Origin of the sequence: Vibrio paracholerae (assembly GCF_037672085.1) — a bacterium.
Classification (GTDB): Bacteria; Pseudomonadota; Gammaproteobacteria; order Enterobacterales; family Vibrionaceae; genus Vibrio; species Vibrio cholerae.
In genome coordinates this window covers 768808-794449 of sequence record NZ_JBBHLM010000001.1, presented here as the reverse complement: position 1 = coordinate 794449, position 25642 = coordinate 768808, and the positions used below count along the sequence as shown (strand labels likewise).

General features: G+C 48.7%; 21 protein-coding genes. 9 read left to right on the top strand and 12 right to left on the bottom strand.

The window, feature by feature from the left end; genetic code table 11:
- Positions 1 to 205 precede the first annotated feature (205 nt).
- Complete coding sequence (locus R4537_RS03910; protein WP_071178865.1) at positions 206 to 559, top strand: DUF3024 domain-containing protein; 354 nt, start codon at positions 206 to 208, stop codon at positions 557 to 559.
- Positions 560 to 654: 95 nt separating this feature from the next.
- On the opposite strand, the gene rnb is transcribed toward R4537_RS03910, so the two are convergent.
- Positions 655 to 2691 (bottom strand): exoribonuclease II, encoded by a 2037-nt coding sequence (gene rnb / locus R4537_RS03905; RefSeq protein WP_071178864.1) that lies wholly within the window; start codon positions 2689 to 2691, stop codon positions 655 to 657.
- Positions 2692 to 3063: 372 nt separating this feature from the next.
- On the opposite strand from rnb, the gene R4537_RS03900 reads away from it, so the two are divergent.
- Positions 3064 to 5004: a DEAD/DEAH box helicase gene (locus R4537_RS03900; protein WP_001154238.1), complete on the top strand. Its 1941-nt coding sequence runs from the start codon at positions 3064 to 3066 to the stop codon at positions 5002 to 5004.
- Positions 5005 to 5147: 143 nt separating this feature from the next.
- Positions 5148 to 6194 carry a GlyGly-anchored extracellular serine protease VesA gene (gene vesA, locus R4537_RS03895; RefSeq protein ID WP_071178818.1) on the top strand — a complete coding sequence of 349 codons (1047 nt, stop codon included), beginning with the start codon at positions 5148 to 5150 and terminating at the stop codon, positions 6192 to 6194.
- A gap of 29 nt (positions 6195 to 6223) precedes the next feature.
- Here the strand turns inward: vesA and R4537_RS03890 are convergent, their stop codons facing one another.
- The gene (locus R4537_RS03890) at positions 6224 to 7528 is read right to left on the bottom strand and encodes an inosine/guanosine kinase (protein WP_001925326.1); all 1305 of its coding nucleotides are present in this window, start codon (positions 7526 to 7528) and stop codon (positions 6224 to 6226) included.
- Positions 7529 to 7645: 117 nt separating this feature from the next.
- Positions 7646 to 8128, bottom strand: a complete 483-nt coding sequence (locus R4537_RS03885; protein WP_000935050.1) for a CreA family protein — start codon at positions 8126 to 8128, stop codon at positions 7646 to 7648.
- Between the two features lie 321 nt (positions 8129 to 8449).
- On the opposite strand from R4537_RS03885, the gene R4537_RS03880 reads away from it, so the two are divergent.
- Complete coding sequence (locus R4537_RS03880; RefSeq protein ID WP_071178817.1) at positions 8450 to 8956, top strand: hypothetical protein; 507 nt, start codon at positions 8450 to 8452, stop codon at positions 8954 to 8956.
- Positions 8957 to 9094: 138 nt separating this feature from the next.
- Positions 9095 to 9775 (top strand): HAD family hydrolase, encoded by a 681-nt coding sequence (locus R4537_RS03875; RefSeq protein ID WP_071178816.1) that lies wholly within the window; start codon positions 9095 to 9097, stop codon positions 9773 to 9775.
- 184 nt (positions 9776 to 9959) lie between these two features.
- Here the strand turns inward: R4537_RS03875 and R4537_RS03870 are convergent, their stop codons facing one another.
- Together R4537_RS03870 and R4537_RS03865 are read right to left on the bottom strand one after the other, a co-directional pair.
- The gene (locus R4537_RS03870; RefSeq protein ID WP_001925331.1) at positions 9960 to 10181 is read right to left on the bottom strand and encodes a transcription initiation factor TFIIIB; all 222 of its coding nucleotides are present in this window, start codon (positions 10179 to 10181) and stop codon (positions 9960 to 9962) included.
- A gap of 263 nt (positions 10182 to 10444) precedes the next feature.
- The gene (locus tag R4537_RS03865; RefSeq protein WP_001131376.1) at positions 10445 to 11032 is read right to left on the bottom strand and encodes a DUF2238 domain-containing protein; all 588 of its coding nucleotides are present in this window, start codon (positions 11030 to 11032) and stop codon (positions 10445 to 10447) included.
- 235 nt (positions 11033 to 11267) lie between these two features.
- Between R4537_RS03865 and R4537_RS03860 the strand changes: the two genes are divergently transcribed.
- Positions 11268 to 11897: a DNA-J related domain-containing protein gene (locus R4537_RS03860; protein WP_001284005.1), complete on the top strand. Its 630-nt coding sequence runs from the start codon at positions 11268 to 11270 to the stop codon at positions 11895 to 11897.
- A 158-nt stretch (positions 11898 to 12055) separates the two neighbouring features.
- Here R4537_RS03860 and R4537_RS03855 read toward each other — a convergent pair whose 3' ends face one another.
- From R4537_RS03855 to tesA, 4 genes are all read right to left on the bottom strand, one after another.
- Positions 12056 to 13705: an ABC-ATPase domain-containing protein gene (locus R4537_RS03855; RefSeq protein ID WP_071178815.1), complete on the bottom strand. Its 1650-nt coding sequence runs from the start codon at positions 13703 to 13705 to the stop codon at positions 12056 to 12058.
- 125 nt (positions 13706 to 13830) lie between these two features.
- Positions 13831 to 15714 (bottom strand): sensor domain-containing phosphodiesterase, encoded by a 1884-nt coding sequence (locus tag R4537_RS03850; RefSeq protein WP_071178814.1) that lies wholly within the window; start codon positions 15712 to 15714, stop codon positions 13831 to 13833.
- A 168-nt stretch (positions 15715 to 15882) separates the two neighbouring features.
- Positions 15883 to 17076 carry an enoyl-ACP reductase FabV gene (gene fabV / locus R4537_RS03845; RefSeq protein WP_071178813.1) on the bottom strand — a complete coding sequence of 398 codons (1194 nt, stop codon included), beginning with the start codon at positions 17074 to 17076 and terminating at the stop codon, positions 15883 to 15885.
- An 89-nt stretch (positions 17077 to 17165) separates the two neighbouring features.
- Complete coding sequence (gene tesA / locus R4537_RS03840) at positions 17166 to 17765, bottom strand: multifunctional acyl-CoA thioesterase I/protease I/lysophospholipase L1 (protein WP_071178812.1); 600 nt, start codon at positions 17763 to 17765, stop codon at positions 17166 to 17168.
- Between tesA and R4537_RS03835 the strand changes: the two genes are divergently transcribed.
- The 3 genes from R4537_RS03835 (at position 17764) to R4537_RS03825 (ending at position 22825) form a co-directional block, all read left to right on the top strand.
- The gene (locus R4537_RS03835) at positions 17764 to 18441 is read left to right on the top strand and encodes an ABC transporter ATP-binding protein (protein ID WP_071178811.1); all 678 of its coding nucleotides are present in this window, start codon (positions 17764 to 17766) and stop codon (positions 18439 to 18441) included. The genes tesA and R4537_RS03835 overlap by 2 nt on opposite strands.
- The gene (locus tag R4537_RS03830; RefSeq protein WP_071178810.1) at positions 18438 to 20885 is read left to right on the top strand and encodes an ABC transporter permease; all 2448 of its coding nucleotides are present in this window, start codon (positions 18438 to 18440) and stop codon (positions 20883 to 20885) included. Before R4537_RS03835 ends, R4537_RS03830 begins: the two co-directional genes overlap by 4 nt.
- 506 nt (positions 20886 to 21391) lie before the next feature.
- On the top strand, positions 21392 to 22825 hold the full coding sequence (locus tag R4537_RS03825) for an FAD-dependent oxidoreductase (protein ID WP_071178809.1): 1434 nt from the start codon (positions 21392 to 21394) through the stop codon (positions 22823 to 22825).
- 51 nt (positions 22826 to 22876) lie between these two features.
- On the opposite strand, the gene R4537_RS03820 is transcribed toward R4537_RS03825, so the two are convergent.
- The 3 genes from R4537_RS03820 to R4537_RS03810 all read right to left on the bottom strand — a co-directional run bounded on the left by R4537_RS03820 (position 22877) and on the right by R4537_RS03810 (position 25380).
- Entirely contained in the window at positions 22877 to 23806 is a 930-nt protein-coding gene (locus R4537_RS03820) for a 5-oxoprolinase subunit C family protein (protein ID WP_071178808.1), read from the bottom strand.
- 119 nt (positions 23807 to 23925) lie between these two features.
- Positions 23926 to 24636: a 5-oxoprolinase subunit B family protein gene (locus R4537_RS03815; protein WP_071178807.1), complete on the bottom strand. Its 711-nt coding sequence runs from the start codon at positions 24634 to 24636 to the stop codon at positions 23926 to 23928.
- Positions 24637 to 24639: 3 nt separating this feature from the next.
- Positions 24640 to 25380: a 5-oxoprolinase subunit PxpA gene (locus tag R4537_RS03810; protein WP_001882609.1), complete on the bottom strand. Its 741-nt coding sequence runs from the start codon at positions 25378 to 25380 to the stop codon at positions 24640 to 24642.
- Between the last annotated feature and the right edge of the window lie 262 nt (positions 25381 to 25642).

Genomic DNA, 25642 nt, shown 5'->3' with positions numbered 1-25642 from the left:
ATTAGCTCCCATATTGTCAAAAAAATCTTACGCAGTATGCCTGAAACGTATGACAAAAATGTGAAGGCAGCTCTAGGTTAGTGAGTTGATTGGTGAAATTCACTGAGCTTGCACCCATTGCTTATACTCAAATGATGTGGAGATCATGGAATTGCATCGCTCAGATAGCCATACTGAGCAGACTCAGACACCGATGAGGTTAAAAATGATTGTCAATCTTCTCCAGAGACAGCTTGAACGCCGTGCAGAATTGCTTTGCATGAGCCGCAACCAGAGCTTACCTGCTGAGCTGGGCAAGTCGAGCTTTGAGCCCATCGAGCACGGGGTGCAGTTTATTCTGTGCCACTACAAACTCGACTCAACCCGTTGTGACTACGAAAGTTTGGTTGCAAAAATCGTCTGGGAAGAAGCGTCTAAACAGTGGGCGCTCTACGCCTACGATCAACAAAAAGCGCTGAATGAAGCTTGGTTCCCTTATCCATTTTTGGCGCGTAGCGAGGATTTAACCGCCATCATCCGCGAAGTGGAGAAAGATCCGAAAGCGTATTTTTGGGTGTAGGCTTGGCACGCTTATGGGTTTATGTACCAGACGAGAAAAAACAAAAGGCATTCCGAAGAATGCCTTTTGAGGGAAGGGGGCTTAAACCAAACGAATTAAACTTGTGGCTCGTTATTTTCTGCGTTCTCAGCAGGTTGCTCCGCACTGGTTTGCGTCTCTGAAACCAGATCAGCAAACACTTGTGTTGGTTTACCCACTAAGCTGCGGTTTTCTTGATTGACTTCTGCTAGAACGATTTCTAGCACATCACCGAGTTTGTACACCACTTCTTTATCGATAAGAACTGTACCGTCTTCACCATTACACTCGATACGCTCTTTGTTATCGAGGATCAGGGCTCCCGGAATAAAGGCCATTGCACCGTTTTCGAGTAAGCGAACACGCATGCCCGGACGGTTGATATCAAAGATCTCAGCTTGGAAGCGGGTTTCTTTCGCTGGCTCATCAGCCAGTGTGCGCGCATAGAGCCAATCTGCCACATTACGTTCAGCAATTTTGTGGTGTTTACGATGCAGAGCCAGTTCTTCACCGACCGTTTCATCCGGCGTTTGCACCGGGGCTTTGCCCAGAATGTGCGCTTTCAGCAGACGGTGGTTAATCATGTCGCCGTATTTACGAATCGGTGAAGTCCAAGTTGCGTACACATCAAGGCCCATCGCGAAGTGGGGAAGGGGCTGATTGCCAATTTCACTGTAGCTTTGGTATTTACGAATACGATTATCGAGGTAGCTGGTTTCTTGTGTGGCTAGCCAGCGACGCAGAGCAGCAAAGCCTTCTACAGTTGCGAGCGTTTCTGCATCCGCATTCGGTGCGCCGTTGACCGCCATGAGTTCAACGACATCGGCCATTTTCTCAGCTTTAAAACCAGCATGGGTATTGAATACACCAAAACCAAATGTGGTTTGCAGCGTTTTACCCGCACAGATGTTGGCAGTGATCATCGATTCTTCAACCAAGCGGTTTGCCGTACGGCGCATGTCAGCATGAATCGCCACGACATCGTTATCGGCACTCAGTTCGAAGCGGTAGTCTGGACGATCTGGGAATATCACAGCATGGGTCTCACGCCAGTTCGCACGAGCTTGTGAGAAAGCATACAGATCACGCACTACTTGGGCGATTTCTTCGCTTGGTTGCCATTGTTCCGAGCTGCCAGTCTCCAACCAGTCAGAAACATGGTCGTACACTAGGCGTGCGTGAGATTTGATGTTGGCTGCGAAAAAGCGAATATCATCGCCAATCACGCCATCTTTACTGATCGTGACTGAGCAACACAGGGCTGGACGAACTTGGTCTTCCATCAGAGAGCAAAGCTCATCGGCGAGATCGCGTGGCAACATAGGAATGTTGCGACCCGGCAAATAAATGGTAAAGCCACGCTCGCGAGCAACTTTGTCCATCTCATCTTCTGGGGTGATGTAAGCGGTTGGATCGGCAATCGCGATAGTCAGCGCAAAATCACCGTTTGGCAGTTGTTGTGCGTAAAGCGCGTCGTCCATATCTTTGGTCGATTCACCATCGATGGTCACAAAAGGCAGCGCGGTCAGATCTTCACGAACCAGGTCTGCATCATCTTTCAGTTGCCAATCGTCAATGCCCGCAGGCTCGCTGTTAGGCAGATCGTTTTCCGCTAATGTCACCCACCAAGGGGCAATTTTGTCATTCGCATCGGTGATTTTGTGTGAAATCTGCACAGAAAAACCGTCGTCACCTTTCAAAGGGTGGCGCACAAGGTGAGCGACTACCCAATCACCTTCTTGGAAGTCCGCCTCGTTGAGGCCTTTCTTGGTTTTCGCCTTCAGCGACATCTTTTTCAGTTGTGGATGATCGGGCGCAACGTTCAGTTTGCCCTTAAAGAGTTTTACGCGACCAATGAAGCGAGTTAGCGATTGCTCGATAAGTTCAGAAGGCTCAGCCACTTCACGTTCATTCTCAGTGCGGATGAAAGCTACGACTTTGTCGCCATGCAAACACTTCTTCATATAAGGGGGCGGAACAAAGTAGCTGGTTTTGCTATCGACTTCGAGGAAGCCAAAACCTTTGTCACTGGCTTTGATGGTGCCTTCTTTTTTAGGCAGGGTTTCTTGGATTTTTTGTTTAAGCTGCGCGAGGAGCGGATTGTCTTGGAACATCATTTTTATCTAACCGTTTAAGTTGGGCACACTATAATCATTGAGGGGCTGGATTACTACCGAAAACGTGAGATTGAGCGCCGTTGGCTGTTTATTTATTCGCTGAAATTGTCAACAATTTTGGTGTTTTAACGGGTTTTTCGGTCAATTAGGCATCATTTTTCCTTTGCTAAGAAATTTTTGTGATGAAATTCAATTTTTCCTAGCTTTTTTTATGCTTTTAAGGAATAATCCGCGTCCCTTATATGTCCCTAGCGGCTTGATGCGTTTTAATACTTATCCGCATCTGAACGGACTCAGCAATTCATTGGATTGGTTGGAAATGGTAAAGCACGTGGGACCTTGGTTATTTCTTCATTTAGTGGGATCCCCATGCAAGATACTGCAATTCAATTCAGTGATTTAGCACTGAACAGCGCCATCCTTTCTGCCCTAACCGAAATGGGCTTCGTATCACCAACACCTATCCAAGCAGCAGCGATTCCTGTTCTGCTTGACGGTCGTGATGCACTGGGTAAAGCGCAAACAGGTACAGGTAAAACAGCGGCATTCTCTTTGCCTCTGCTGAACAAACTTAATTTATCTCAGTACAAACCACAAGCTATCGTTATGGCGCCAACGCGTGAACTGGCGATTCAGGTAGCGGCTGAGATCAAAAACCTAGGCCAAAATATCAAAGGCCTCAAGGTTCTTGAGATTTACGGTGGTGCTTCGATTCTTGATCAAATGCGCGCTCTGAAATCTGGCGCTCACATTGTTGTGGGTACTCCGGGTCGTGTAAAAGATCTGATCACTCGTGATCGTCTACACCTAGACGAATGTCATACTTTCATCTTGGATGAAGCAGACGAAATGCTGAAAATGGGCTTCGTTGATGACGTTACTTGGATCATGGAACAAGCTCCAGAGTCTGCACAACGTGTACTGTTCTCTGCCACTATGCCGCCAATGGTTAAAGAAATCGTTGAGCGTTTTCTGCGTAATCCAGAGTGTGTTGACGTAGCCGGTTCTAACCAAACGGTCGCGAAAGTTGAGCAACAATACTGGGTAGTAAAAGGCGTAGAGAAAGATGAAGCGATGGCTCGTCTGCTTGAAACCGAAGAGACCGATGCTTCTATCGTATTCGTACGTACTCGTCAGGATACTGAGCGTCTAGCCGATTGGCTGTGTGCGCGTGGCTTTAAAGCTGCAGCTCTGCACGGTGATATCCCTCAGTCTCTGCGTGAGCGCACTGTTGATCATATCAAACAAGGTGTGATTGATATTCTGGTTGCGACTGACGTTGTCGCACGTGGTCTAGATGTTCCTCGTATCACTCACGTGTACAACTACGATATTCCATTCGATGTGGAATCTTACATCCACCGTATCGGCCGTACTGGTCGTGCTGGACGTAAAGGTAAGGCGATCCTGCTGGTTCGTACTAACCAAATCCGCATGCTACGCACTATCGAGCGTGTGACTCGTTCTTCAATGGAAGAGATCCAATTGCCGCACCGTGATAAAGTGGCTGAATCTCGTCTGACTAAACTGGGTCAAGAGCTGGCAGCAGATAAAGAGTTCAGCTCGCTGGAGCGTTTCGCAGATCTGGTTGAAAAACTGCAAGCGTCACTGGAAATCGATGCAACAACTCTGGCTGCAATCCTGCTGAAACGTCAGCAAGGTAAACGTCCACTATTCTATGTCGGCGCTGATCCAATGATCGAAGCGATGGAACGTGAAAAATCACGTCGTCGTGAGCGTCGTGATGACCGCCGTGATGGTGACCGTCCTGCTCGTCGTGAATTTGGTGGCCGTGACTCAGGTCAGGAAAACCACGATTGGGATACCTACCAACTGCAAGTCGGCCGTGACCAAGGCGTACAAGTGAAAGACATCGTCGGTGCACTAGCAAACGAACTCGGTTTGACCAAAGGTTCTATCGGTGCGATCAAACTGGCTCAAGGCCATACGTTTGTTCAGTTGCCAAAAGCAATGTCGAGCGATGTTTCTAGCAAACTCCGTAAGCTGCGCATTCGCCAGAAAGAAGTGGGTGCGGTTGTATGTGAATTTGATGATTTCCGCGAATCTCGTGGCGGTGCACGTCGTGAAGGTGGTGCACCACGTCGTGATGGTGCTCGTCGTCCAGAGGGCAACCGTGAAGGCGGTTTCCGTGGCGGTCGTGAAGGTGGCCGCGAAGGTGGTCGTGGCCGTGGTGGCGAAGGCCGTCCTTTCCGTGAAGGTGAGCGTCGTTTTGAACGTAACCGCAGCGGTGAAAGCAGCGGTAGCTACCGTGGCGAACGTGGCCATAGCCGTCGTCGCGAAGAAGCGTAATACGCTGAATTGATTTAAATTGATAAACCCGCAGGTAAAACTGCGGGTTTTTTGTTATCTGCGTCGCGTGATTCTATTTCATTGCTACACTTTAACTGGGTGATAAATCAGCAGAGCAATCAATTCAACCAATGAGGTGACGCATGCACAAATGGCTATGGCTCCTGTTACTGCTGACGGCGCGAGTTTCTGCGGTGGAGATTTCTCCGTACATTGTCAATGGTACCAATGCGAATATTGCAAGCTACCCTTCGTTTGCCAGCTTGGCGATTTATATCTCCCCCTATCAATACAGCTCAGGAACCTACTGTGGTGCGACGATTCTTAACTCTCGTTATATCTTAACTGCGGCGCACTGTTTTTACGGTAATAGCTATAGCATGCTGTACACCGTTGTGGTCCCTCAGTTGGAAGATGAAAGCCAGTTTCCCAATGGTAATGTTCAATTTGCTCGTGCTGCGGAATTTTATTATCCCGATAACTATGTCGATTCTTCGGCAGTGTATTGGCCCAATGATATTGCGATCATTAAATTAGAAAGTGACCTTAACGTGAGTAATTTCGTTGGGGTACTCAATAGCTCAATCAATAACAGTTATGACGTGAGTGCGACCTATAAAGCGATTGGTCACGGATATGTGAGCAGTAATACCGCCGGAGGAACCCGTTTATTAGAGACCACCTTAACCTTTGTTCCGTTTGCGACCTGCTCTGCCTACTATGGAGCTAATTTACAAGCTAGCCAGATCTGTTTCACTGGGCCGAATATAGGTGGATATCGCAACTCAACCTGTTCTGGAGATTCAGGAGGCCCCGTCTATTTAGATAGTGGCTCTGGATATGTGCAAATTGGGATCACCAGCTTTGGACCATCAACCTGTGGTAATCCAGCGCTGCCCGTTACCTCGGTATTCACGGAAGTTTCCGATTACTACAGTTGGATATTACGTGTCATGAATGGACTAGAGACACCGAAGTATTACGTTACAGAAAACAATGGGGTAAGGCAGTTGATTGCAGGAGGGACTATAGTGTCATCCGTCACCAGTAGTGATAGTGGCGGAAGCTCAACTGACTTAGCTTTGCTAGTGTTAGGTTTGCTTATGATCTTGCGTAAGAAAAATGGGTTATATCAAGATTACCGGCACTCTTTAATAAAGAAGGCGACCAATGGTCGCCTTCTTTATTAAAGAGTGAGAGTTTTGTCCACGATAATCAATTAACGATCCCAGTACGCTTCTTCCAAGCTATCTTCACGCTCAGGTAAAGCCCGTGACAGACGTGGCGAATGTTGAGTCAACACTTCATAGCTGACGCGGTTGGCGTACTTACACACTTGAGAGAGTGATGAATAGGTCAAATATGACTGATCATGCTTGGCTGAGTTCGGTACATTGCGTTGGTGATACGCGTTAGCCGCCATATCGTGCAACAACGCAGAAAGTGCGCCATCGCCAGCCCCATTGGTGTTTTTAATCTCCAGCGGGCCGCCTAAGTATGGACCAATGTGAGAGTAAACTTTCAGCGGGGTGCGGCAATCTTCTTTACGCATTGCGCGGCTGAATTCGTACTTATTAAACTCTGGAATATTACCCGGTAGCAGTGGCAGCTCCGTTTCACGTTTGGCTGACTCGTCAATATAGCCTGCCATATACAAACCCACAGGGCCTGCCGTGCACAGTACTAGATCAACCCATTGCAGCGCTTTATCCGCAGCAAGGAGAGGATCGCGTTCGCCCGTCAGCGCTGCGCCTTCTTCTTCATTCATGGCGACAACGGTAACATGCTCTTTCATGTAGTTTTGCCACCACTCGGCATTACCTTCGATCACATATTTTGTGCCTAAGGTGAGAACCACAGGAATGCCGCGTGCTTTTGCGATTTCAATGGCGCGTTGCACCGCTTGCGGCATCGGATCTTCTGGTTTGCCACGCATCAAATATGATGACACAACCAAAGCCGAAGCTTTATCAAACACTTCTTCGGGAATGCTATCCGGGCGCAGCTGGTTCATGTGCCCTTCATTGATCGCAAACGTGCGTTCACCATCTTCAGAAATCAAGGTATAGCAGCGACCGATAGGGCCATCCACCGTTTGCAAATGGTTTAAATTCATCCGCGCTGAAGTACGACACAGGTAGCGATAAGCGTATGAACCGACCTCGATATTTTTCGACATCACACCGAGCAACACCGATTTGCTGTCCGCTAAAACCGAATAGTTATGCAATGTGTTGCCAATCGTATCTCCCGGATACTGGTGAGTGATCAATCCACGCTCGACCAACTCATGATAGAGAGCATCCGCTTTACTCTCTTCCAGTACCAGTGAATGGCCTTTACTGAGATCGTAGCGGGTAAGAAATTCATCATCAACGCGAGCTTCAATATCGACAATAGTTTGGCCGACGCCGACAATCGTCGGACGATGGAGCTTTGGTGTTTGTTGAATCTGGTTGACGAGTGGATCGCGGGCGTGAGTTGGAAAATAGTGCTTAGATTTGCGCTGACCGGGAAACTTCATTTTGAAAGTGTTAATTGAAAAATTTTCGCGCATCATATCACAGATGTGAAAGATTACTTTCATTTTTATTGCAGCCTGAAGTGATGTAAAACACGCCTCAGGCTGCGATGGATGAAGCTATTTGTTCTGTTTTTCAGGGAAGGCGTTGTAGGCTTGAGTGCCCCACAGCGGCACGGTAGACAGGCTGTGTTTAAAGCTGCCGGATGTTTCTTTAGTCGAGTAGGAGAGATACATCAGGGTTTGGTTTTTCGCATCAAAAATGCGGCGAATTTTCATCGATTTGAAGAAAATACTTTTGGATTTTTGAAAGACTACTTCGCCTGAAGAGGATTTATCAATTTGCGCGATCATTTCTGGTGTAATTTCACCCGTTTGGCGACAAGAAATCGAGGAGTCTGATGGGTCGGCCAAGCTTAGGTCGGCTTCAATACTGGCTACATGGCAAGTCACGCCCGTCACAACAGGATCGGTCAAATTGTTGATTTTAATATCTTTCAAGGTAAACATGCCGAGACTGACATCGCCGACTTCTGAGCGATCACAACCACTCAAAACGAAAGCGAAGGAAAGAAGCAAAGCAGTGCGAATAGAATTGAGCATAATCAGGTTCCGTTTACGTTAATTGTGTTTACCCTGCCAACTTGCAACGGCAGCGCGCGTGAGCATCGTTTAGCTTCAAGCTGTTTTGGGATATCACCTTCCTACCTGATATTGGGAGGCTTATCGCGACAACATCAGGTTATTTGGGTTTACATCATACTGATTTTCTAACGATAGTGCAGCCTCATGGCTAAGACCAAGATACGCAATTGATCATCAAAAGGGATTAAAGCTTGTTCCGTGTGGGCTTGATGAGTATGCTGCGTTTACTGCGACGCTTATTGATTAGGTGTTGCTTCACCAACCAAGAAGAAGTCCCCTATGATTTACTCTCCCTCACCTGTGGTTGCGGCCAAAAATCAGTGGTTATCGAGTCAAGTGGATGTCGAATTCCCGACTGCTGAAAGTTTAGAGGGGCGCGATATTTACCATGCGTTAAGCCTACATACTGAAGTTTCGTTGTTTCAACCGCTGGCCTGTGATGCGCTATTACTGCAAGAGATTTATTTGGTGGATTTTCATCGTTTAACTGTCTGGTTTGCTCTCTTGCAGGCAACGCGCAGCTCAACCAAGCATGATCAAGAACGTTTGGTTGAGTTTTTTACCCAAATTATTTACTCACCGCCATGCCAACTATTCCTCGGATTTAATCTTGGTGAACCCGTTGCGGCGGGGATGGTGACGGAGCATGAGCACATGGTTCTGCTTTCCGATCTGGTTGTGAAACCCAACCCTCTATTTGACACTCGCGAAGCATTTGCTCAAGCACTGTATGCGAAATGGCAAGCCATGACCGCAAGTGATGCGATCTCTTACATCGAGCTCTGATCTAGTTTCTGTTCGCAAAAGAGTGACCTTTGTAGAAGTTATGCACGTTTGTGCATGGTTTTCTGCCATTCTGTTAACTCCATCCTTTTTAGTGCCACAGCGAGATATACACTGCTAATAGGGATAGAGGAATAAGTGATGACTGAATCCAGAGTAAAATGTGTCATTTTTGACTGCGAAGGAACCTTAGTAGACAGCGAACGTTTGTGCTGCGAAGCTTTGGTACAAGTGTTTGGCGAGCTTGGGGTAGCTTTAAGCTATCAGCAGGTTGCTGAACATTTTTCCGGCGGAAAAATTGCCGACATTCTCCATGCGGCTTGCCAACTGGCCAAGATTTCCGCGGATATTGATTTGCTTGAACAGCGCTATCGCTCGATTGTTACGGCGACGTTTCGGCGCAAACTTTCACCGATGGGGGGCGCGAGGGCATTGCTCAATTACTTGAAGCGTAACCAGATTGAATTTTGTGTGGCGTCAAACGCGCCACGAGAAAAAATCGCGATGACCCTGACACTCGCTGGACTCGAACATTATTTCGAGGGGCGGATTTTTTCTGCTTTTGATGCGAACAGTTGGAAACCTGAGCCGGATCTCATCCGTTATTGTGCAATGAACATGGGTTTTACATTGGATGAGTGCATTTATGTTGACGACACGCCGAAGGGCGTAGAAGCAGGATTAAATGCGGAAGTGTTGACATTTCAATTGAGTCCACTGAATCCCCAACATCGCAGCCATTCTCAGCAAGTGATTGTGCTGAGCAATCTACTTCAACTTGCGGAGTATTTGAGTGGTAGCGTGATGCGCCAATCCGCTTAAGCCGATCCTTTCTCGCCCCACTTTCGTCAGTTTCATTCCTTTCTTTGAGCGCGTAGAGAAGTGCTGAAACGACGAGGTCTTGCTGCACTTTTTTCACTCGCATTCCCGTCATCACGTCAGTCATGACCGCATTTCCCATCTTTGATTGAGGAATAATGCGGTTTCGATGGATACCGAGTCTTAATTATTGACGAGTTTTGATCCCGATATGAACAAAGCGATGTGTAAGATTCGCTTTAGCCGCTAACATGGGCTGAATGCTGGTCAGAGTGTTGGTGTGAAAGCCACATTTTGCACAGTAAAATTTTTCTTTGTCGGCAGAAATGAAAAATTCATCGTGTTGGCAGAGAGGGCAGCAATCGATCGTTTCTTCTGCAATGGTTTTGTCGACAAGTCGGTTATTCATAGTTTTATTCTCAGCAGCAAAAAAAGAGTGTTGCTCAGCGCTGTAGGCGACGCTAGGCTTGTGATTTAATTTTATATTTGCCTTTAGCATAAACACTTTCTAAAAGTTTGTTGGTGAGCTTTTCTGTCTTTGTTCCAAAATTGAGATGCAATTCATAGAAAATACATGCACAAATTGTCATCGATCATACTCTTATCGAGTTCTGTCAGAACCTGTGCATGCGATTGCGCAATAAAAGAAACGACTAGGAACAATATATGGCCTTAGCCTCTGGATCGTTGCCACGCAAGTAGGCAAAGTGCGGTGATAGCACCTAAGGTATCGCACAGCATATCTTTCTGTGCATCCCAAATATCCCCTTGTGAGCCTAAAAATGCGATACCTTCTTCGCCACCGGCGAGTGCGGCGTACCACCACTCGATAATTTCGTAAGCCGCGGCAAGACTCATCAAGCTAAATAGCGCAAAGCTGTAAGCTAGCCAAGGTTTCGTTTGCTGTTTACGTAACAGCCATTCCGCAACAGGGTAAGCATAAAGGCCGATGGAGAAGTGGGCGACGCGATCGAATTGATTGCGTGTAGAGCCTATCAAGGTATTGAACCAGTCAAAAGGGACTTCAGCGAAGGTGTATTTTGCGCCTATGGTATGCAAGCAGAGCCAAACAAACATCAAGACATAGGCGGTCGTGCTCATTGACCAGCGCAATGAAACCCACCAAATCGTGGCCAGAACCAGAACTGCGGGGATGATTTCGGCAAACCAAACAGCACGTGAAGTAGGCGCTATGGCTGAAAAAACAAAAACCAAACTGTAAAAAAGGGTCAATCCGATAAGGGGGCGCGACAAGGGCATAGTGAATCTCCGTCAATGGAATGCGCATTATCCTGCCATCATTATGAACAATGTTCAATTCCCAAATATTCAGAGCTAAGGTTGCGTCAGAAATCTGGCTTTTACAGTGTCAGAAAAACAGCCTGCAAGCCTTATGCGGATTGAGCTTCACACAATCAAGATTTGCCATTTCGTCGCCGTGACAAATGGGTTAGATTGATCTTGAATTAGAGTATTTCGTTGGAATGGAAGCCTTATGTCAGACAGTCATCAGCTTGCTGCAACGTTTCAGACTTATATGGAAAATCCACTGTTGTGGCCGATTTTTGAGGTTCTGAAACACCAGCCTTCAGGATGGAAAGTGCATACATTAGCCGCTCACTTGAGTGAGTTAGGTATCATGCCTGTATTAGACCCTCAACCGGAAAAAGATCTGTTCAAGCGTAATTTTCTGATAATGAATGCGCTTTATCAGCTCCAAGAAACCCTGCATCCAGAAAAGTGGTTGCAAGTGGAAGCGATGAACATCATTTTAACCCCGATGATGCGTAGTGAATTCCATGATATTGATGTCAATGATCCTTTGCGAGATTACTACACTCAGTGGATGAACTATGAAGCTAATGAGGGGGAAGTGAAGCGTTTGCTCAATGAATTCTGGACGCGATATCGACACTCAGTGGGCAGCCATAATGGTAAGGATTTAACCCGAGGACAAGCTCTGCGTCTGTTTGAATTAACCGAAGAGGCGAGCGCCGTTGAGATCCGTAAAACGTGGCGTAAGCTGGCTTTGCGCTGGCATCCCGATCGAGAAAATGGCAATGCCGAACGTTTTCGGATCTTATGTGAAGCGTGGAATGTGCTCAGACAAGACTCTTTAGTTTAAAAAAGACTCTTTAAGTTAAAAGTGAAAAAACGAGAAAAACGAATAACAAAAAGGTCATGCAGCCCTTTGTCAGTTGCATGACCTTTGAAACCTCTTTTCCTACAGATGTCTTCCTACTTGAAGCTGCTGCAGCAAGTGGTTTTGCCCCTGCGCGATAATTAGGCTTTAAATTGTGCTTTTCGCATTCGGTTTAGGGCTGCCATTGCATCTAAAATACGCGGCTTAGCTAAATCACCGTGATTTGGCATGGCTTGATACCAGTCACCTTCAAGCATTTTAGTCATTGCTTTGGCTGGATTGTCTGTCCAACCTGGCAGTTGTGCAAGTTGGAACCACAGCCAACCAATGGCATTCACTTCACTTGAACTTTGCAACTGCTCCAGTGCGGAAATATCCGTGAACTCTTTACCAAAACGCAGAGCATCCAAGCCTTTAGCCGATACACGGAATTTGCCATCCAGCAGCAGTTTTTGCAAAGTGGCACAGTTGAGAGCTCGTGGTGTAAAGGTCGCGAGTGGGGTTTCACACTCATTACGACGCAGCGTTGGGTGCTGGGCAATCACTTCACGCGCTTTTTCTGTTACGTCGACGGGTTGGTAGTCGTGCATCTGAATGACGGTATCGGCCACATCCAGATAGTCACCAGAGCCCCCCATTACCACCAGTGTCGAGATGCCGAGTTCATCACGTAATTGACCGATACGATCTACCAGCGGTGTGATCGGCTCTTGCCCTTTGCTGACCAGTGCCTGCATGCGCTCATCACGGATCATAAAGTTGGTGGCAGAAGTGTCTTCATCAATCAGCAAAGTTGTGACGCCCGCTTCAATCGACTCTTGTAACCAAGCCGACTGCGAGGTAGAGCCAGAAGCATCTTGCGTGCTGAAATCGGTCGTGTCTTTACCCATAGGTAAATGATTGATGTAGTTCGATAGATTGAGATTGTGTACACAACGGCCTTCTTCAGCGCGGATCTTCATCGCTTTAACATCAGTGACCATGCGCTCACGACCATCACCCGGAATATGGTTGTAGACCGAACGCTCAAGCGCGGTCAGCAAGGTGGATTTACCATGGAACCCACCGCCCACGATCAAGGTAATCCCTTGTGGAATACCCATACCCACCAGTTCACCTTGGTTAGGCGTTGAGAGGGTGACTTCGAGAGATTTTGGGGCGATGAAAGGAACCGCCTCTTTCATTGGCAGATCGCAGTTACCGGCTAATCGTGGCAATACACTGCCGTTAGCGACGAAAGCAGCAAGACCGAGATCGTCCAGTTGGGCGCGCATCGCTTCCTGATCTTCTACGATTTCACAATGGTGCAGAAGCGCGGCTTTATCTAACTCGCGTTCAAGCGTGGCGCGGCGAATGTATTTCGGCAGATGAAAGGTTAAGATATTCAGCGCTTTTTTCGCCAGAATATCGCGTCCTTCCGCTGGCATACTCATGCGAAAACGCAGTTCGATGCCATGTTCGTTAAACAAAACAGAGGTGCTATCGAGAACCGTTTGACCGCTAATGGCGATCGATAAGCTGTTGTCTTGTTTGGCGAACTCTGCAAAAGCACGAGCGATAAAATCACGCGCAGCCATTTGATAAGCAGGGGATTTCTCTTTCAGCCAATCTAAACCCGTCAACGACCAAGCGCGGGTAGCACGCAGGCGAGAGGCTGAAGCGTATGGATCAGACTGAATGTGATCGATGAACAGAGTGAAATCACCAAAGTCGTACTGACCTTTGATCTGCTGATAAGCACGATAGTTCTGCTTTTCGAGTTTCTTGAGTGTTGCAATTAGTCGATCCATCTCGATTATCGCTCATAGGGAAAGAAAAAGAGGAGCGCGATTATAGGTAGCGCCCACTGAAGAGTAAAGGAATGATAAGCCAATCTCTTTGTGCTCGACAACCACAGTGCAGGGTATACCTTCGATTATGCCTGAGCGTGGCTTTCGAGCTTGAGGGTAAACACTTCACTGGGCATAGGTTTGCCATATAAAAAGCCTTGGCCGACATCGCAACCTTGTTCCAGAATGAACTGCTCTTGCTGCGTCGACTCAATACCTTCCACCACCACGTTTAAGTTCAGTTTTTTCGCCACATGCAGCATAGAACGCACGATTTCTTGATCGCTTTCACTGTGTTCGATCTGCTCCATAAAACTTTTATCAATCTTGATGCCATCAAATGGGAATTTTTTTAGATACTGGAACGAAGCGTAACCCGTACCAAAATCATCGAGTGATAACGTCACGCCTAGTGTGTGTAGTCGGTTGAGAATATCACTCGCGGTCGGCTCATCGACGATCAGGCCACTTTCGGTGATTTCCAGTTCCAACTGATGCGCAGGGAAGCGATACAGCGCCAGCAGATCTCGAATCTGCTCGACAAAGCCACTGTTTTTGAGCTGTACGGAAGAGACATTGATCGCGATACAAAAGGTTGGGCACACCGCTAACCAATCACTGGCGGCTTTTAAAGCTTGGTGCAAAACAAAATGCCCCACTTCAAAGATAAGACCATTTTGCTCTGCCATATGAATCAAGGTTTCATTGGAAAATTCACCCAACACTGGGTGCTTCCAACGTAATAGCGCCTCAGCACCCACCCAGCGCTTGTTTTTCATGCTGACTTTAGGTTGGAAGTAGAGCAGCAGATCGTTGTTGCGCACCGCTTGCAGTAAATAGTTTTCTAACTGGTTTTGCCGTGCATGGTTATCGGCTAATGCGGGAGAGTGAAAAAACACTTTGTATCCCGAGTCCTTACACGCCAACATGCTGCTGACGGCATGGCGCAGTAGCTGCTGCGGATCGCGCGTTTCATGGCTAAGGGCCACACCAATATAAGGGTTGAGGTGAACGGGCAGCCCCTCGGTTACAAATTGCGCTTGCCCAGCGTGAATTAAACGATGGCAAAGCTGATTTAATTGGGTGTCGAGCGGCTGGGCTTTTAAGATCAGCGTCAAATTGGTCGAATTAGGGCGAGCGGTCAGTAATTCCCCCTCTGTCACTGGACCAAGTCGTTCACGTAACTGCTTTAGCACATCATCCCAAAGGTGATAACCCAGCCGCGCCTGTAATTGGCGGGCATTGGCAAAACCGATATGAATCACAGCGAGTTCTTCGTGTTCCGCTAATTGAGCCAGCTGCATCGCGAGCTGCTGTTCTAATGCCGTGCGATTCAGAAAGCCAGTCCCAAGGTCGTGACTGCGCTGATACTCAATCTGCTGTTCTGCAGCGCGGCGCTTATCGATCTCCTGATGGAGAGATTGGTTCAGCGAGGCGATGCTTTGCATTTTATGACGAACTTTGAAGTGCAAATCTTGGTTCATTTGCAACAGCGTTTCGCGTTGGTAAAGGGTTTTAAGCTGAGCTTCAATTGATTCAGCAAAGGTTTTTATCAATTGCTGATCGGTACTAAGAAAGTGCCGAGGCTGACGATCGGTGACACACAAAGAGCCAAAAAGCTCACCGTTTGGCCACTGTAGTGGTACGCCACAGTAGGCGCGCATGCCCAGTTCCAGATCTGGGTTATCCTTCCACAGTGGGTCGAGGTCGGCGTTACTGACCAGCAATAATTGGCGAGTATTGACCACAGTTTCACAATACAAGCCTGTGCCTAATCGTTCGGTCATGCCGACTTGGTATGGATTGTCACTGCCGACACTCGTACAAAACACATCAAGGTCGTGATGGCGTAAACGCATGATCAGGGTGGCTGAGACTTTCAGCACTTCGGTCAGCAGGTTGAGCATCTGCTGCCAATTTGCCTGCATGCTAGAAGGGATCGGGATCGCGTGTGAAAGGATCGGTGCCATTAAGAGGTCCTTGATTGCGGCATGGATTTGGGGTGTGACTAGAGCGACTGCCTGTCTGAAGTCACACTTTTACTTCAGTGGTCAGTCACTCTAACAAATGCCGATCAGAATGGCAGAGCGAATTGAGTCAGCTTGTGTGAATTCTCAAATCTAAAACAGCGGGGAGCATCACTTTTTATTAATAAAATTATGCATATCAACAGATTGGCTATAGTCGATCTGGTCAAATTCAAACCCGTTAAGCTGCATAAACTCACGTTTAAAGCCCGCATAATCGCCTAACTGCTGAAAATTGCTGGCATTCATTTGTTGTAAACGTTCACGAACTTGTACTTGTGTATCGGGGTTCATCTCCCAATCATCCATACGGATCAAACGTTCGCTATCGAGTGGAATTCGTGAATGGCCATACAGCTTGTCGCTAAACAGGCGCTGCATCTGTTCAATGCAACCTTCATGGGTACCTTTATTTTTCATTACTTGGTACAGCGCGAGTAAGTAAGGACTCAAACCGGGAATAAATACGCTGGCTTTTGTCACTAACGCCTTACAGACAACGGCATACGCACCACCATCAAAGTTGGCGAGTTTCAGATTCAGAGCATGGCTAGTTTGGTGTAAATCGATTTTAGCGCGGCCTAAAGTTCCATCCAGATAGATAGGGTGAGTAACGTCAGGGCCCATGTAAGAAAACGCGATCGTTTTGCACCCTTCAGCGAGTGATTCGGCATTGATCAAAGTATCAATCCAGTTTTCCCAATCATCGCCGCCCATGACGCGTAACGTCCCTTCAATCTCCTCTTGGCTGGCCGGTTGTAAGGTGGTTTCCATCCACGTGTCATTTTCAAGCAAGAGGGTTGCGCCAGAGACCGCTTCACCGATTGGCTTAATTGCGGAGCGCCAGAACTCGCCATCCGGTTTACGGCGCATACCACTGGCAATGCTGTAAATGATGAGGTCCACTTCCCCTTCAAAATAGGTTTCTATCGCTTCAATCACTTGCTCACGCATGTCGGCGGAAAAAACATCGCCTTCGAGATTGACCGCGATGCGACCTGCTTGCTCGGCATGCTGTTTAAAAAAGAGATTGTTGTAGTAACCCGCACTGCCCGTTTGTGTTTCACTCGGAGCACGTTCAAAGGAGACCCCAATCGTATCGGCTTGCGCGCCACCAAAGGTCAGCGCAATCCTTGCCGCGAGCCCAAATCCCGACGATGCTCCGAGGATCAGAACGCGTTTTGGACCTGACTTGATCGGATTCGCCTGTTTTACGTACTGGATCTGTTGTAGGACGGCTTGTTCGCAGCCATAAGGATGGGCGCTGCGCGCCACAACGCCCTGAATGATTGGCTTGATGTGCATAGGGTCACCTATTCTCTAGTTAAGGGCTCAAAAATAACGTAAAGCTGAGTAAATTTTATTGAGCTAAACCAGTAAATCGGTGGATGGTGTTACAAATGTGCGGCAAGGTGTTCGGCCACAAACTTGGCTATCCAAGGCTGCGCTTCAGGTTTGGGGTGTAAACCATCTGCCATCATCCATTCTGGTTTGAGGATCACTTGCTCAAGAAAGAACGGGATAAGCGGGATAGAAAACTGCTCAGCTAGGTTAGGATAGATCTGGTAAAACGTATCGCTGTACCGTTTGCCATAGTTAGGTGGGATACGGATCTGCATTAAGATGACTTTTGCGTTTTGAGCTTGGATCTGTTCAATCATGGTGGTGAGGTTATGAGTGACCGTTTGCGGTGGAAAACCGCGTAAACCGTCGTTGGCCCCTAATTCTATCAGTACGGTATCGGGCTGATGTTGGCTCAGAAGAGAGGGCAGGCGGTCGAGCCCGTTGCCTGTGGTATCACCAGAAATGCTCCCGTTAACTATGGTAACGGTTTGACCCTGTTCCACTAGCTCGTCGGCCAGTAAACTTGGCCAAGCTTGTTCGATGGGCATTTCGTACCCTGCGCTTAAACTGTCGCCGAGTATCAATAACGTTTTACTGCTGGCGGCAGCAGAAAAGAGAACAACAAACAAAAAGGAAAGTAGTCGGGTCATGCAAACATCCATCATTTCAGCGCAATCACTATCCAAATTAGTCTCCACTAATCAGGAGCAATTAACAATCCTTAAACAGGTGAATCTCTCGATTCAAGCGGGAGAAAGTGTGGCGATTGTCGGGGCATCAGGCGCGGGAAAATCGACGCTGATGACGCTACTGGCGGGTTTAGATACGCCAAGTGAAGGGGAAGTGTATCTGTTGGGGAAACCGCTTTCACAACTTGATGATGAAGCCCGCGCCGCACTGCGCAGTGAATCCGTTGGGTTTGTGTTCCAAAGTTTTCTGCTTATTCCGAGCCTGTCGGCGCTAGAAAATGTCACTCTGCCTTGTTTGTTAAAAGGTGAGGCGGAGGATCGCGAGCGCGCCCAGAAGCTGCTCAAAGCGGTCGGTTTGGAGCATCGAATGCACCATTCGCCCGCACAATTGTCGGGTGGTGAGCAGCAACGCGTAGCGATTGCTCGCGCATTTATGATAAGCCCCCAAGTGCTGTTTGCTGATGAGCCAACAGGCAATTTGGATCAAGAAACTGCTGCAAAAGTGATTGATTTACTGTTTGAACTGAACCGTGAACACGGCACCACACTAGTGTTGGTGACGCATGACCCTAAACTCGCGCAGCGTTGTCAGCGCCGATTCTTCATGCAAGCGGGTGAGCTGGAGGAGCGCGTATGAAGGCCTTGCCTCCCGCATCGCTCAATCGCCGGTTGCTGCGTTGGAGCTTAAGTGAAATTCGTCACGGGCAGTTATGGCCGGTGACTGTTGCGCTAACCTTAATTATTGCCTCGATTTTTGCATTAACCGCGCTCGCGCAGCGTATGGAACAAGTGATTGTGAAACAAGGGCGTGATGCGTTAACCGCTGATACGGTATTTGTTTCGGGCAACCCACTTCCTGAGTCCTTATTGACCCTGACCGCGCAGCAAGCCAATCAAACTTCACAAATGACCCGTTTTGCGACCATGGCCTTTAGCGATCAAGGAATGCAGTTAGTCACTGTAAAAGCGGTAGATAGTGTTTATCCACTGCGTGGTGAGATGCGTTTAAGCGATGGTCAGCAAACCTTTAATCATGTGGCGAGCAACCAACTTTGGCTTGAGCCGCGAGTAAAAGATCAGCTAGGGGTGGATATCGGTGACAATGTCACGATTGGTGATGCAGATTTTGTGGTCAGCGGCGAGGTGTTGGAAGAGCCGGGACTGAGCTTTAACCCATTCCAGCAAATGCCATCGGTTTACATCCATGCCTCTGATGTGGATAAAACTGGCGCGATTCAGCCGGGGAGTCGGGTGCAATTTAGCCTATTTATGACTGGTGATGACTCTGCGATTGAATCGATAAAACAACAAGTGAGCTTAACGGCGAGCGATCGCTGGCGCGATCAAGAAAGTGGCAGCCGTACGAATGAGGTGTTTGAACGCACTCAACAGTACTTATCGCTGACCGTGGCGATTGTGATCTTGATGGCCGCGACCACCTTAGTGCTGACCTGTCAGCATTACGTTTCCACCCGCACGCATACGATTGCGATGTTAAAAAGTCTCGGAGCAAGTCGCCGCTGGTTACGCCATTGGTTAGCGTTGCAAGTCGGATTGTTACTGGTATTTGCGGTGGTGTTGGGCAGCGTTATTGGTGTTGGGTTGGAGTCGCTGCTGCGTTTGCCACTAAAAGATTTGTTGCCCGACCCGCTCCCCAGTTACGGTTTGCGTCCGCTGTGGATTGCACTTGCCAGCAGCTTATTGATTGCGGTGCCGGCTCTGGGGATCCCGCTGGGACGTCTATTGAGTGTGAGTGCGGTTGCGGTCATGCAGCCGGTGGCGGCACAAACTCGTTGGCAGCGCAATCTGCTGCTGATCATGGTACCGATTGTGCCGCTACTGCTGGTGTATTGGCAAAACCAACTGATCTGGATTGTGCTGATCGGTATTGTGGTGCTGTTTGCGGTGTTAGCGGTGGTCAGTGTCCTGGTGACTCGTCTGCTGGCTAAGCTACCGCTCAATCCTGCTATGGCATTGGCACTGAGCCGAATTAACCGCTCTGGTGCAGCAAGTGGTTTACAGTTTGGCGCGTTAGCCCTCTCTTTGATGTTACTGGCCATCATCTGGTTAGTGCGTACCGATTTGCTCTCAGATTGGCAGCGCACCTTGCCGGAAAATGCGCCGAATGCGTTTGCACTCAACATCAGTGAATACGAAAAAGCCAGTTACCTTGCGGCATTAGATACAGCAAGCATTGAGCGCTCTGCCGCTTATCCCATCATGCGTGGGCGCTTAACGCATATTAACGGTCAAGAGGCGAAACAATACGCGCAAAATGGTGAAGAGAGTTCAGATGCGCTGCGCCGTGAGCTGAATTTAACCTGGGCAGAGCAGTTACCCGATTACAACCCCATTTTGCAAGGAGAGTGGCAAAGCCAAAATGGCGTATCGGTTGAGCAGGAAGTGGCGAGCGACCTCGGGCTTAAACTTGGGGATACGCTGACGTTTATGATCAATAGCCAAACAGTGAGCGCGCAAGTGAACACCATTCGCCAGGTCGAGTGGCGTGAAATGAAGCCCAATTTTTACTTCATTTTTAGTCCGGACGTGGTGCAAAACTTGCCAGCCAGTTATTTGATCAGCTTCCGCATTCAGCCCGAACATGATGCGTTGCTCGGTCAGCTCTCACGGCAACACCCGACGGTGAGCTTGATGGACATTCGCACCATGGGAGCCAAAATCCAAGCCTTGTTGACCCAAATTGTTTGGTCTGTGACGGTGTTGGCGGCACTCGGTGTGCTAGCAGGGGTATTGCTGATTTTTACTTTGCTGCGCTTAAGCCTTAGTCAACGTCAGCAGGAGATCCGCCTGTACCGCACGCTAGGGGCGAGTCGCCGCCGAGTTATGCACACCATTTGGGCTGAGTATGGGGTGATGGCGTTAGTCGGAGGGTTAGTCGCCAGCGTCAGTGCTGATGCAGTCGTCGCTGCGGTCATGAAATGGGGATTTAGCCTGACTCCGAGTCTGCATATGGCGCTGTGGTTCGTGCTCCCTGCGTTGACTTTTTGCACACTTGCTGCGGTTGTGAGCAGTTTGTTGAAACGCCTGTTAGCCCCCGTCAATAAAGCCTTCAGCGATTGAGTGTCGGGGTAAATGGGTTAGTTATCCACAAAATCAGTGGATAACTTTTGGGATAAGTAAAGTAGCGGATGAAGGGGGTTGGGGTGCCAGCCCCGTCGTGGCCGAGGTTTGCGAGGATCGGTTATTCACAAAGTGGTGAAAAGGGAAAAATGGCAAATCTCAGTCAAGCGTTTTTTTGACTTTTTTCGGCTAAAAATCGGCTTTGTGAGCCATGAGTGCGCTTGATCAAAAAACCTTATGTTACAGGTTGTTTTTTGTTACTTAAGGTCAAATTAGGCAAGCCATTTGCAGTCACTAAATCGTCAATTTTCTATGGCATGGTAAAACTTGAATCTCTCCCGATAACCGCTTGGGGCGGGAGAAAAATCTACACTCGTGACCTGTTTGGTCAGGATTGAGTGATCGGCCGAGGATAAGTCCGCGTAAAAAATGTGATTTTATTAACGTTTCATACCCTTTAGAATGGCGACCACATTTCTTAGCCTTGATGTAACAGTAGGTAAAATATGACATTGCGATCTCAAGATCCCCGAATTGCTATCATAGGTGGCGGTATTGCTGGTGCGACGGCGGCCGTCCATTTGGGTGAGCTGGGACTCAATGTTGTCCTGATGGAAAAAAGTGCTGGTTTAGTCAGTGGGCCGCCGATTTGTCATCTGCATGCCGGGGGCAATCTCTATCGAGAAATTTCCGAGCAGCAGTGTATCGACCTATTGGAGCAGTCAATTGAAACGGTACGCCTTTATCCACACACCTTAAATGTTCGCCCAACCTTGATTGCTATCCCGCAATCCGATCCGGGTCAACCCGAAGAAATTCTGCCGCGCTTAGTGACCATTCAAAACGCGTATCGTAAGTTGGTGGAGCAAGATGCGGCCAATCAAGTGCTCGGCGGAGTCGATAATTACTATCGCTTGTATCAGCGTGAAGAGTTAGAGCGTTTGGCGCAGCAGCAACAATCCAATCCACCGCAAAGCGACGATGAGTGGGTGATTCCGTTTGCTCAGCATGCCGATCTTACACAGCTCAAATATCCTGTCGTGTTGGTTCAAGAATACGGTTGGAGTGTGTTTCGCTTAGCAGCCAGCGTCGATCTGACTCTCGAAGCCTTACCCAATTGCCAAGTGATGTTGCGCACTGAACTGGTGGATGCCACGTTTCAAGACAACCAGTGGCGATTGACTTATCTTGATGCGCAAGGGGAGCGCCATACTCAAACTGTGGATTATCTGGTCAATGCTTGTGGTTTTGAGACAGGACGAGTAGACGATATGGCTCGCCACCACAGACAGCGTTTGGTGGAGTTTAAAGCGGCGTATGTCACTCACTGGCCTGCATGTCATCAGTGGTGGCCAGAAGTGATTTTCCATGGCCCACGTGGTAGCGAAGATGGCATGGCGCAGCTTACCCCTTATGCCGATGGCACGTTCCAACTGCATGGCATGACGGAATCTATCACCTTGTTTGCGGATGGTTTGGTCGCCTCGACTCCGACATCCGCGCAGCCAAAGCTGCCGTTGTATCTGCAACACAAGATTGAGCGTGGCTGGCCGATGTCGGCACAAAAAGAGCGCACTGTGCGTGCGATACAGCATATGAGCCGCTTTGTGCCCAGTTTTGACAATGCGGAGTTTGCGGGCACACCGCTATTCGGTGCGCAGCAGATCCCCGGTGACGATGTGACACTGCGTGCGGCGGACGTCAGTTTTGAAGCCAATCAGTACGCGAGACTCGAAGTGGTCAAAGGCTCATCGGCGCTGAGAGCCGCTTGCCAATTGGTTGCGGTTTGGCAACTCAAGCCAGATGCTGGTGAGCTATCGATTGAGGCTGAGCATCCATGCAGTATGGCCTTCACTGCGCAGCAGGTGGAGCAGCAGGCGATACGCTTATGCCATGCGCGTGGTTATCCCGCCGCGTTAGCCAAGGTGTATGGGCTTTAAAGTCTCAATAACGGAAGTTTTAATAACGGAAGCTTCAAAAAACGGAAAGGATCAGTAACCGAAAAATCGCGCCCACTGACACCATACCGCTTGAAGCCCAGCGAGATCGCCAGCGACAAACCGTACGGAATGTCCCGGCTTGGTTTGCGCTAAACGGGGCAGATCGATTCTCGCCACACAACCTAGCTTGGGATACCCGCCAATCGTCTGCCGATCATTGAGCAAAATGATTGGCTGACCATTCGGCGGAACTTGAATCGCCCCCAAGGCAATTCCCTCAGAGAGAATGGCTTGATCCGGTGGCGATATGGTTTCACCTTGCAAGCGATAGCCCATGCGATCGCTGTTTGGGGTCACGATAAATTCGCTGCGGTAGAAGCTTTCCATCGCGGATGGTGAAAACGCTTGATATTGGTAACTCTCAATCACGCGCAGTCGCAGAGGTAAGTTGTAATCAGGTCGAAAGCGAAACGTCATCTGCACGGGTTTTTGGGCAATCTGCCGTGCGGAAAATGCTAAGTCATCACCCGTTTGCAGCGCCAGCCCTTGCGACGTTAGTCCCCCTAAGCCTTGCCGAACATGGGTAGATACAGAGCCCAGTTGTGGTGAGACCGTAAACCCACCTTGAACCGCAAGATAGGCGCGTAGCCCGTTGCGTGGTAAACCAAAGCGCAGCGTTTGTCCTTGCTTGGCATAAAATCGGCTCCAATTGGCGATGGGGCGACCGTCTAGCGTGGCATTGAGATCGCCTCCGGCAATCGCCAATTGAGCGTCGCTGCGTAAAAGAAATTCCGCTGGACCGAGCGTGATTTCTAGGGTGGCGCAATTGACGGGATTGACGAGTAAATGGTTAGCCCAGCTGTAGGCGTATTCATCGAGAGGGCCGGAAGGCGTGATCCCGAAATGACTGAACCCATAGCGACCCAAGTCGTGAAGTAGCGTGAGTGGTCCCGCTTTGATCACGTGCAGCTTACCTAGCATGTTCCTTCCTTATGGAAAATATTCCCTGCTTATTCCTTTGTTACCCTAGGCAACTGTTACCTGAGGCCGCTGTTACCTGAGGCAGCTGTTATCTGAGGCAGCTCTGGGTGTTGGCCATCTTAAGCTCTGTGGATTGAGTACGGCTCAATCACACCGCCCAACTGAATAAACTCATCACGTTCAATCGAGCGAAATCGCACTTGAGTGCCAATCTGCCAAGGTGACATCGGCTCTTGTTTCGGGTCAAACAAGGTTTGCGGACAGTTACCGATAATGTTCCAGCCACCCGGAGAGGCGTTGGGATAAATGGCCGTTTGTTGCTCGGCAATCCCTACGCTGCCTTTGGGGAGCATTAGGCGCGGGGTAGCACGTCTGGGGCGGCGCAGCGGCTCGGCGACTTGAGTCATAAAGGCAAACCCGGGAGCAAAGCCAATCGCCGCCACCGTGTAAGTCACAGAGGTATGCAACTGAATCACCTCTGCTAGTGAAAGCCCTTGTTCCTGATAGCGAATGAGGTCAAGTCCTACATCCGGATGGTAGTACACGGGGAGCTCAATGAGATTGGCGTTCGCGTGGTTGGCCTGTCGCGGTTGATTAAGCAGTAAAGTCAACTGCGCCACCAACTCCTTTTGTGTTAAACGGTAGGGTAAATAATCAATCAGCAAGGTGGTGTAAGAGGGAGTGACGTTCATCAGTCCATAGGCCAAACTCTGCATGATGTCATGCGCACATTGGCCAATATGCATCGCTAAGGTTGCATCAGCCGGATGCAGAAAGCGCACCAGTATGCTGCCTTCCGCAATCGGCTCAATTTCAAATGGGATGGACATGGCCTACTCATCCAACGCAGCACGAATTCGGGCGATGAGCGACACTGCGTTTGGGTTATCGCCGTGCACACATAAAGTATCCGCTTCAATCGGGATGACGAACCCATCAGAACTGGTGACTTTGCCGTAACGGGCGATTTGTCGCACTTGGTTGAGAATGGCTTCTTCGCTACTGAGTACCGCATTGGGTTGTGAGCGCGGTGTCAGCTTGCCATTGGCGAGATAGGTACGGTCGGCAAAAGCTTCAAACAGCAGTGGTACATCAAAACGGTCCGCAATATCGAGATAGTCTTGATTGTTGGCAGAAGCGAGCACCATCAAAGGCAGGTTAAAACAGGAAACGGCGTCGACCACCGCACGAAAGATGCTCGGGTCGCTCATCATGTCGTTATACAGCGCGCCATGAGGTTTCACATAGCTCAATTGGCCATTTTTACTTTCACACAGCGCCTTCAGTGCGCCGACTTGGTAAAGAATGATTTCACTCACTTCTTGCTCATTCATCGCCAACGAGCGGCGACCAAATCCTTGCAAATCTGGGTAGCTAGGATGGGCACCTATCATCACTTCATGCTCAAGCGCCAAATCTATCGTGCGGCTCATAACATGAGGATCGGACGCGTGAAAGCCACAAGCGATATTGGCCATATCAATCCAAGGCATCACTTCTTCATCGGCCCCCATGGTCCAGACGCCGAAGCTTTCGCCCATATCGCAATTGAGTTGGATTGTCCGTTTGCTCACTGATGTACATCCTTCTGTAAACTCTGCCCGCTAAAGTAGCGAAAAAGAGTGATTTCGTCAGCCGAAATTAGGGTTTGGTCAATAAATTTTGCGGGTTTTGGAGCATTCTGAATCAAGTGCGATGCCACAAATGGTCCGGATTGTCCGCCTCTCGCCTTCTTTTCGCCACAAGGGGATATTTAAGAGCTTAAATCTGGATCGCAGATTTGATCCATTTGCTTCAGGTATAGTGCAGTCTATTTTTTTAATCCAGAGGCATCAA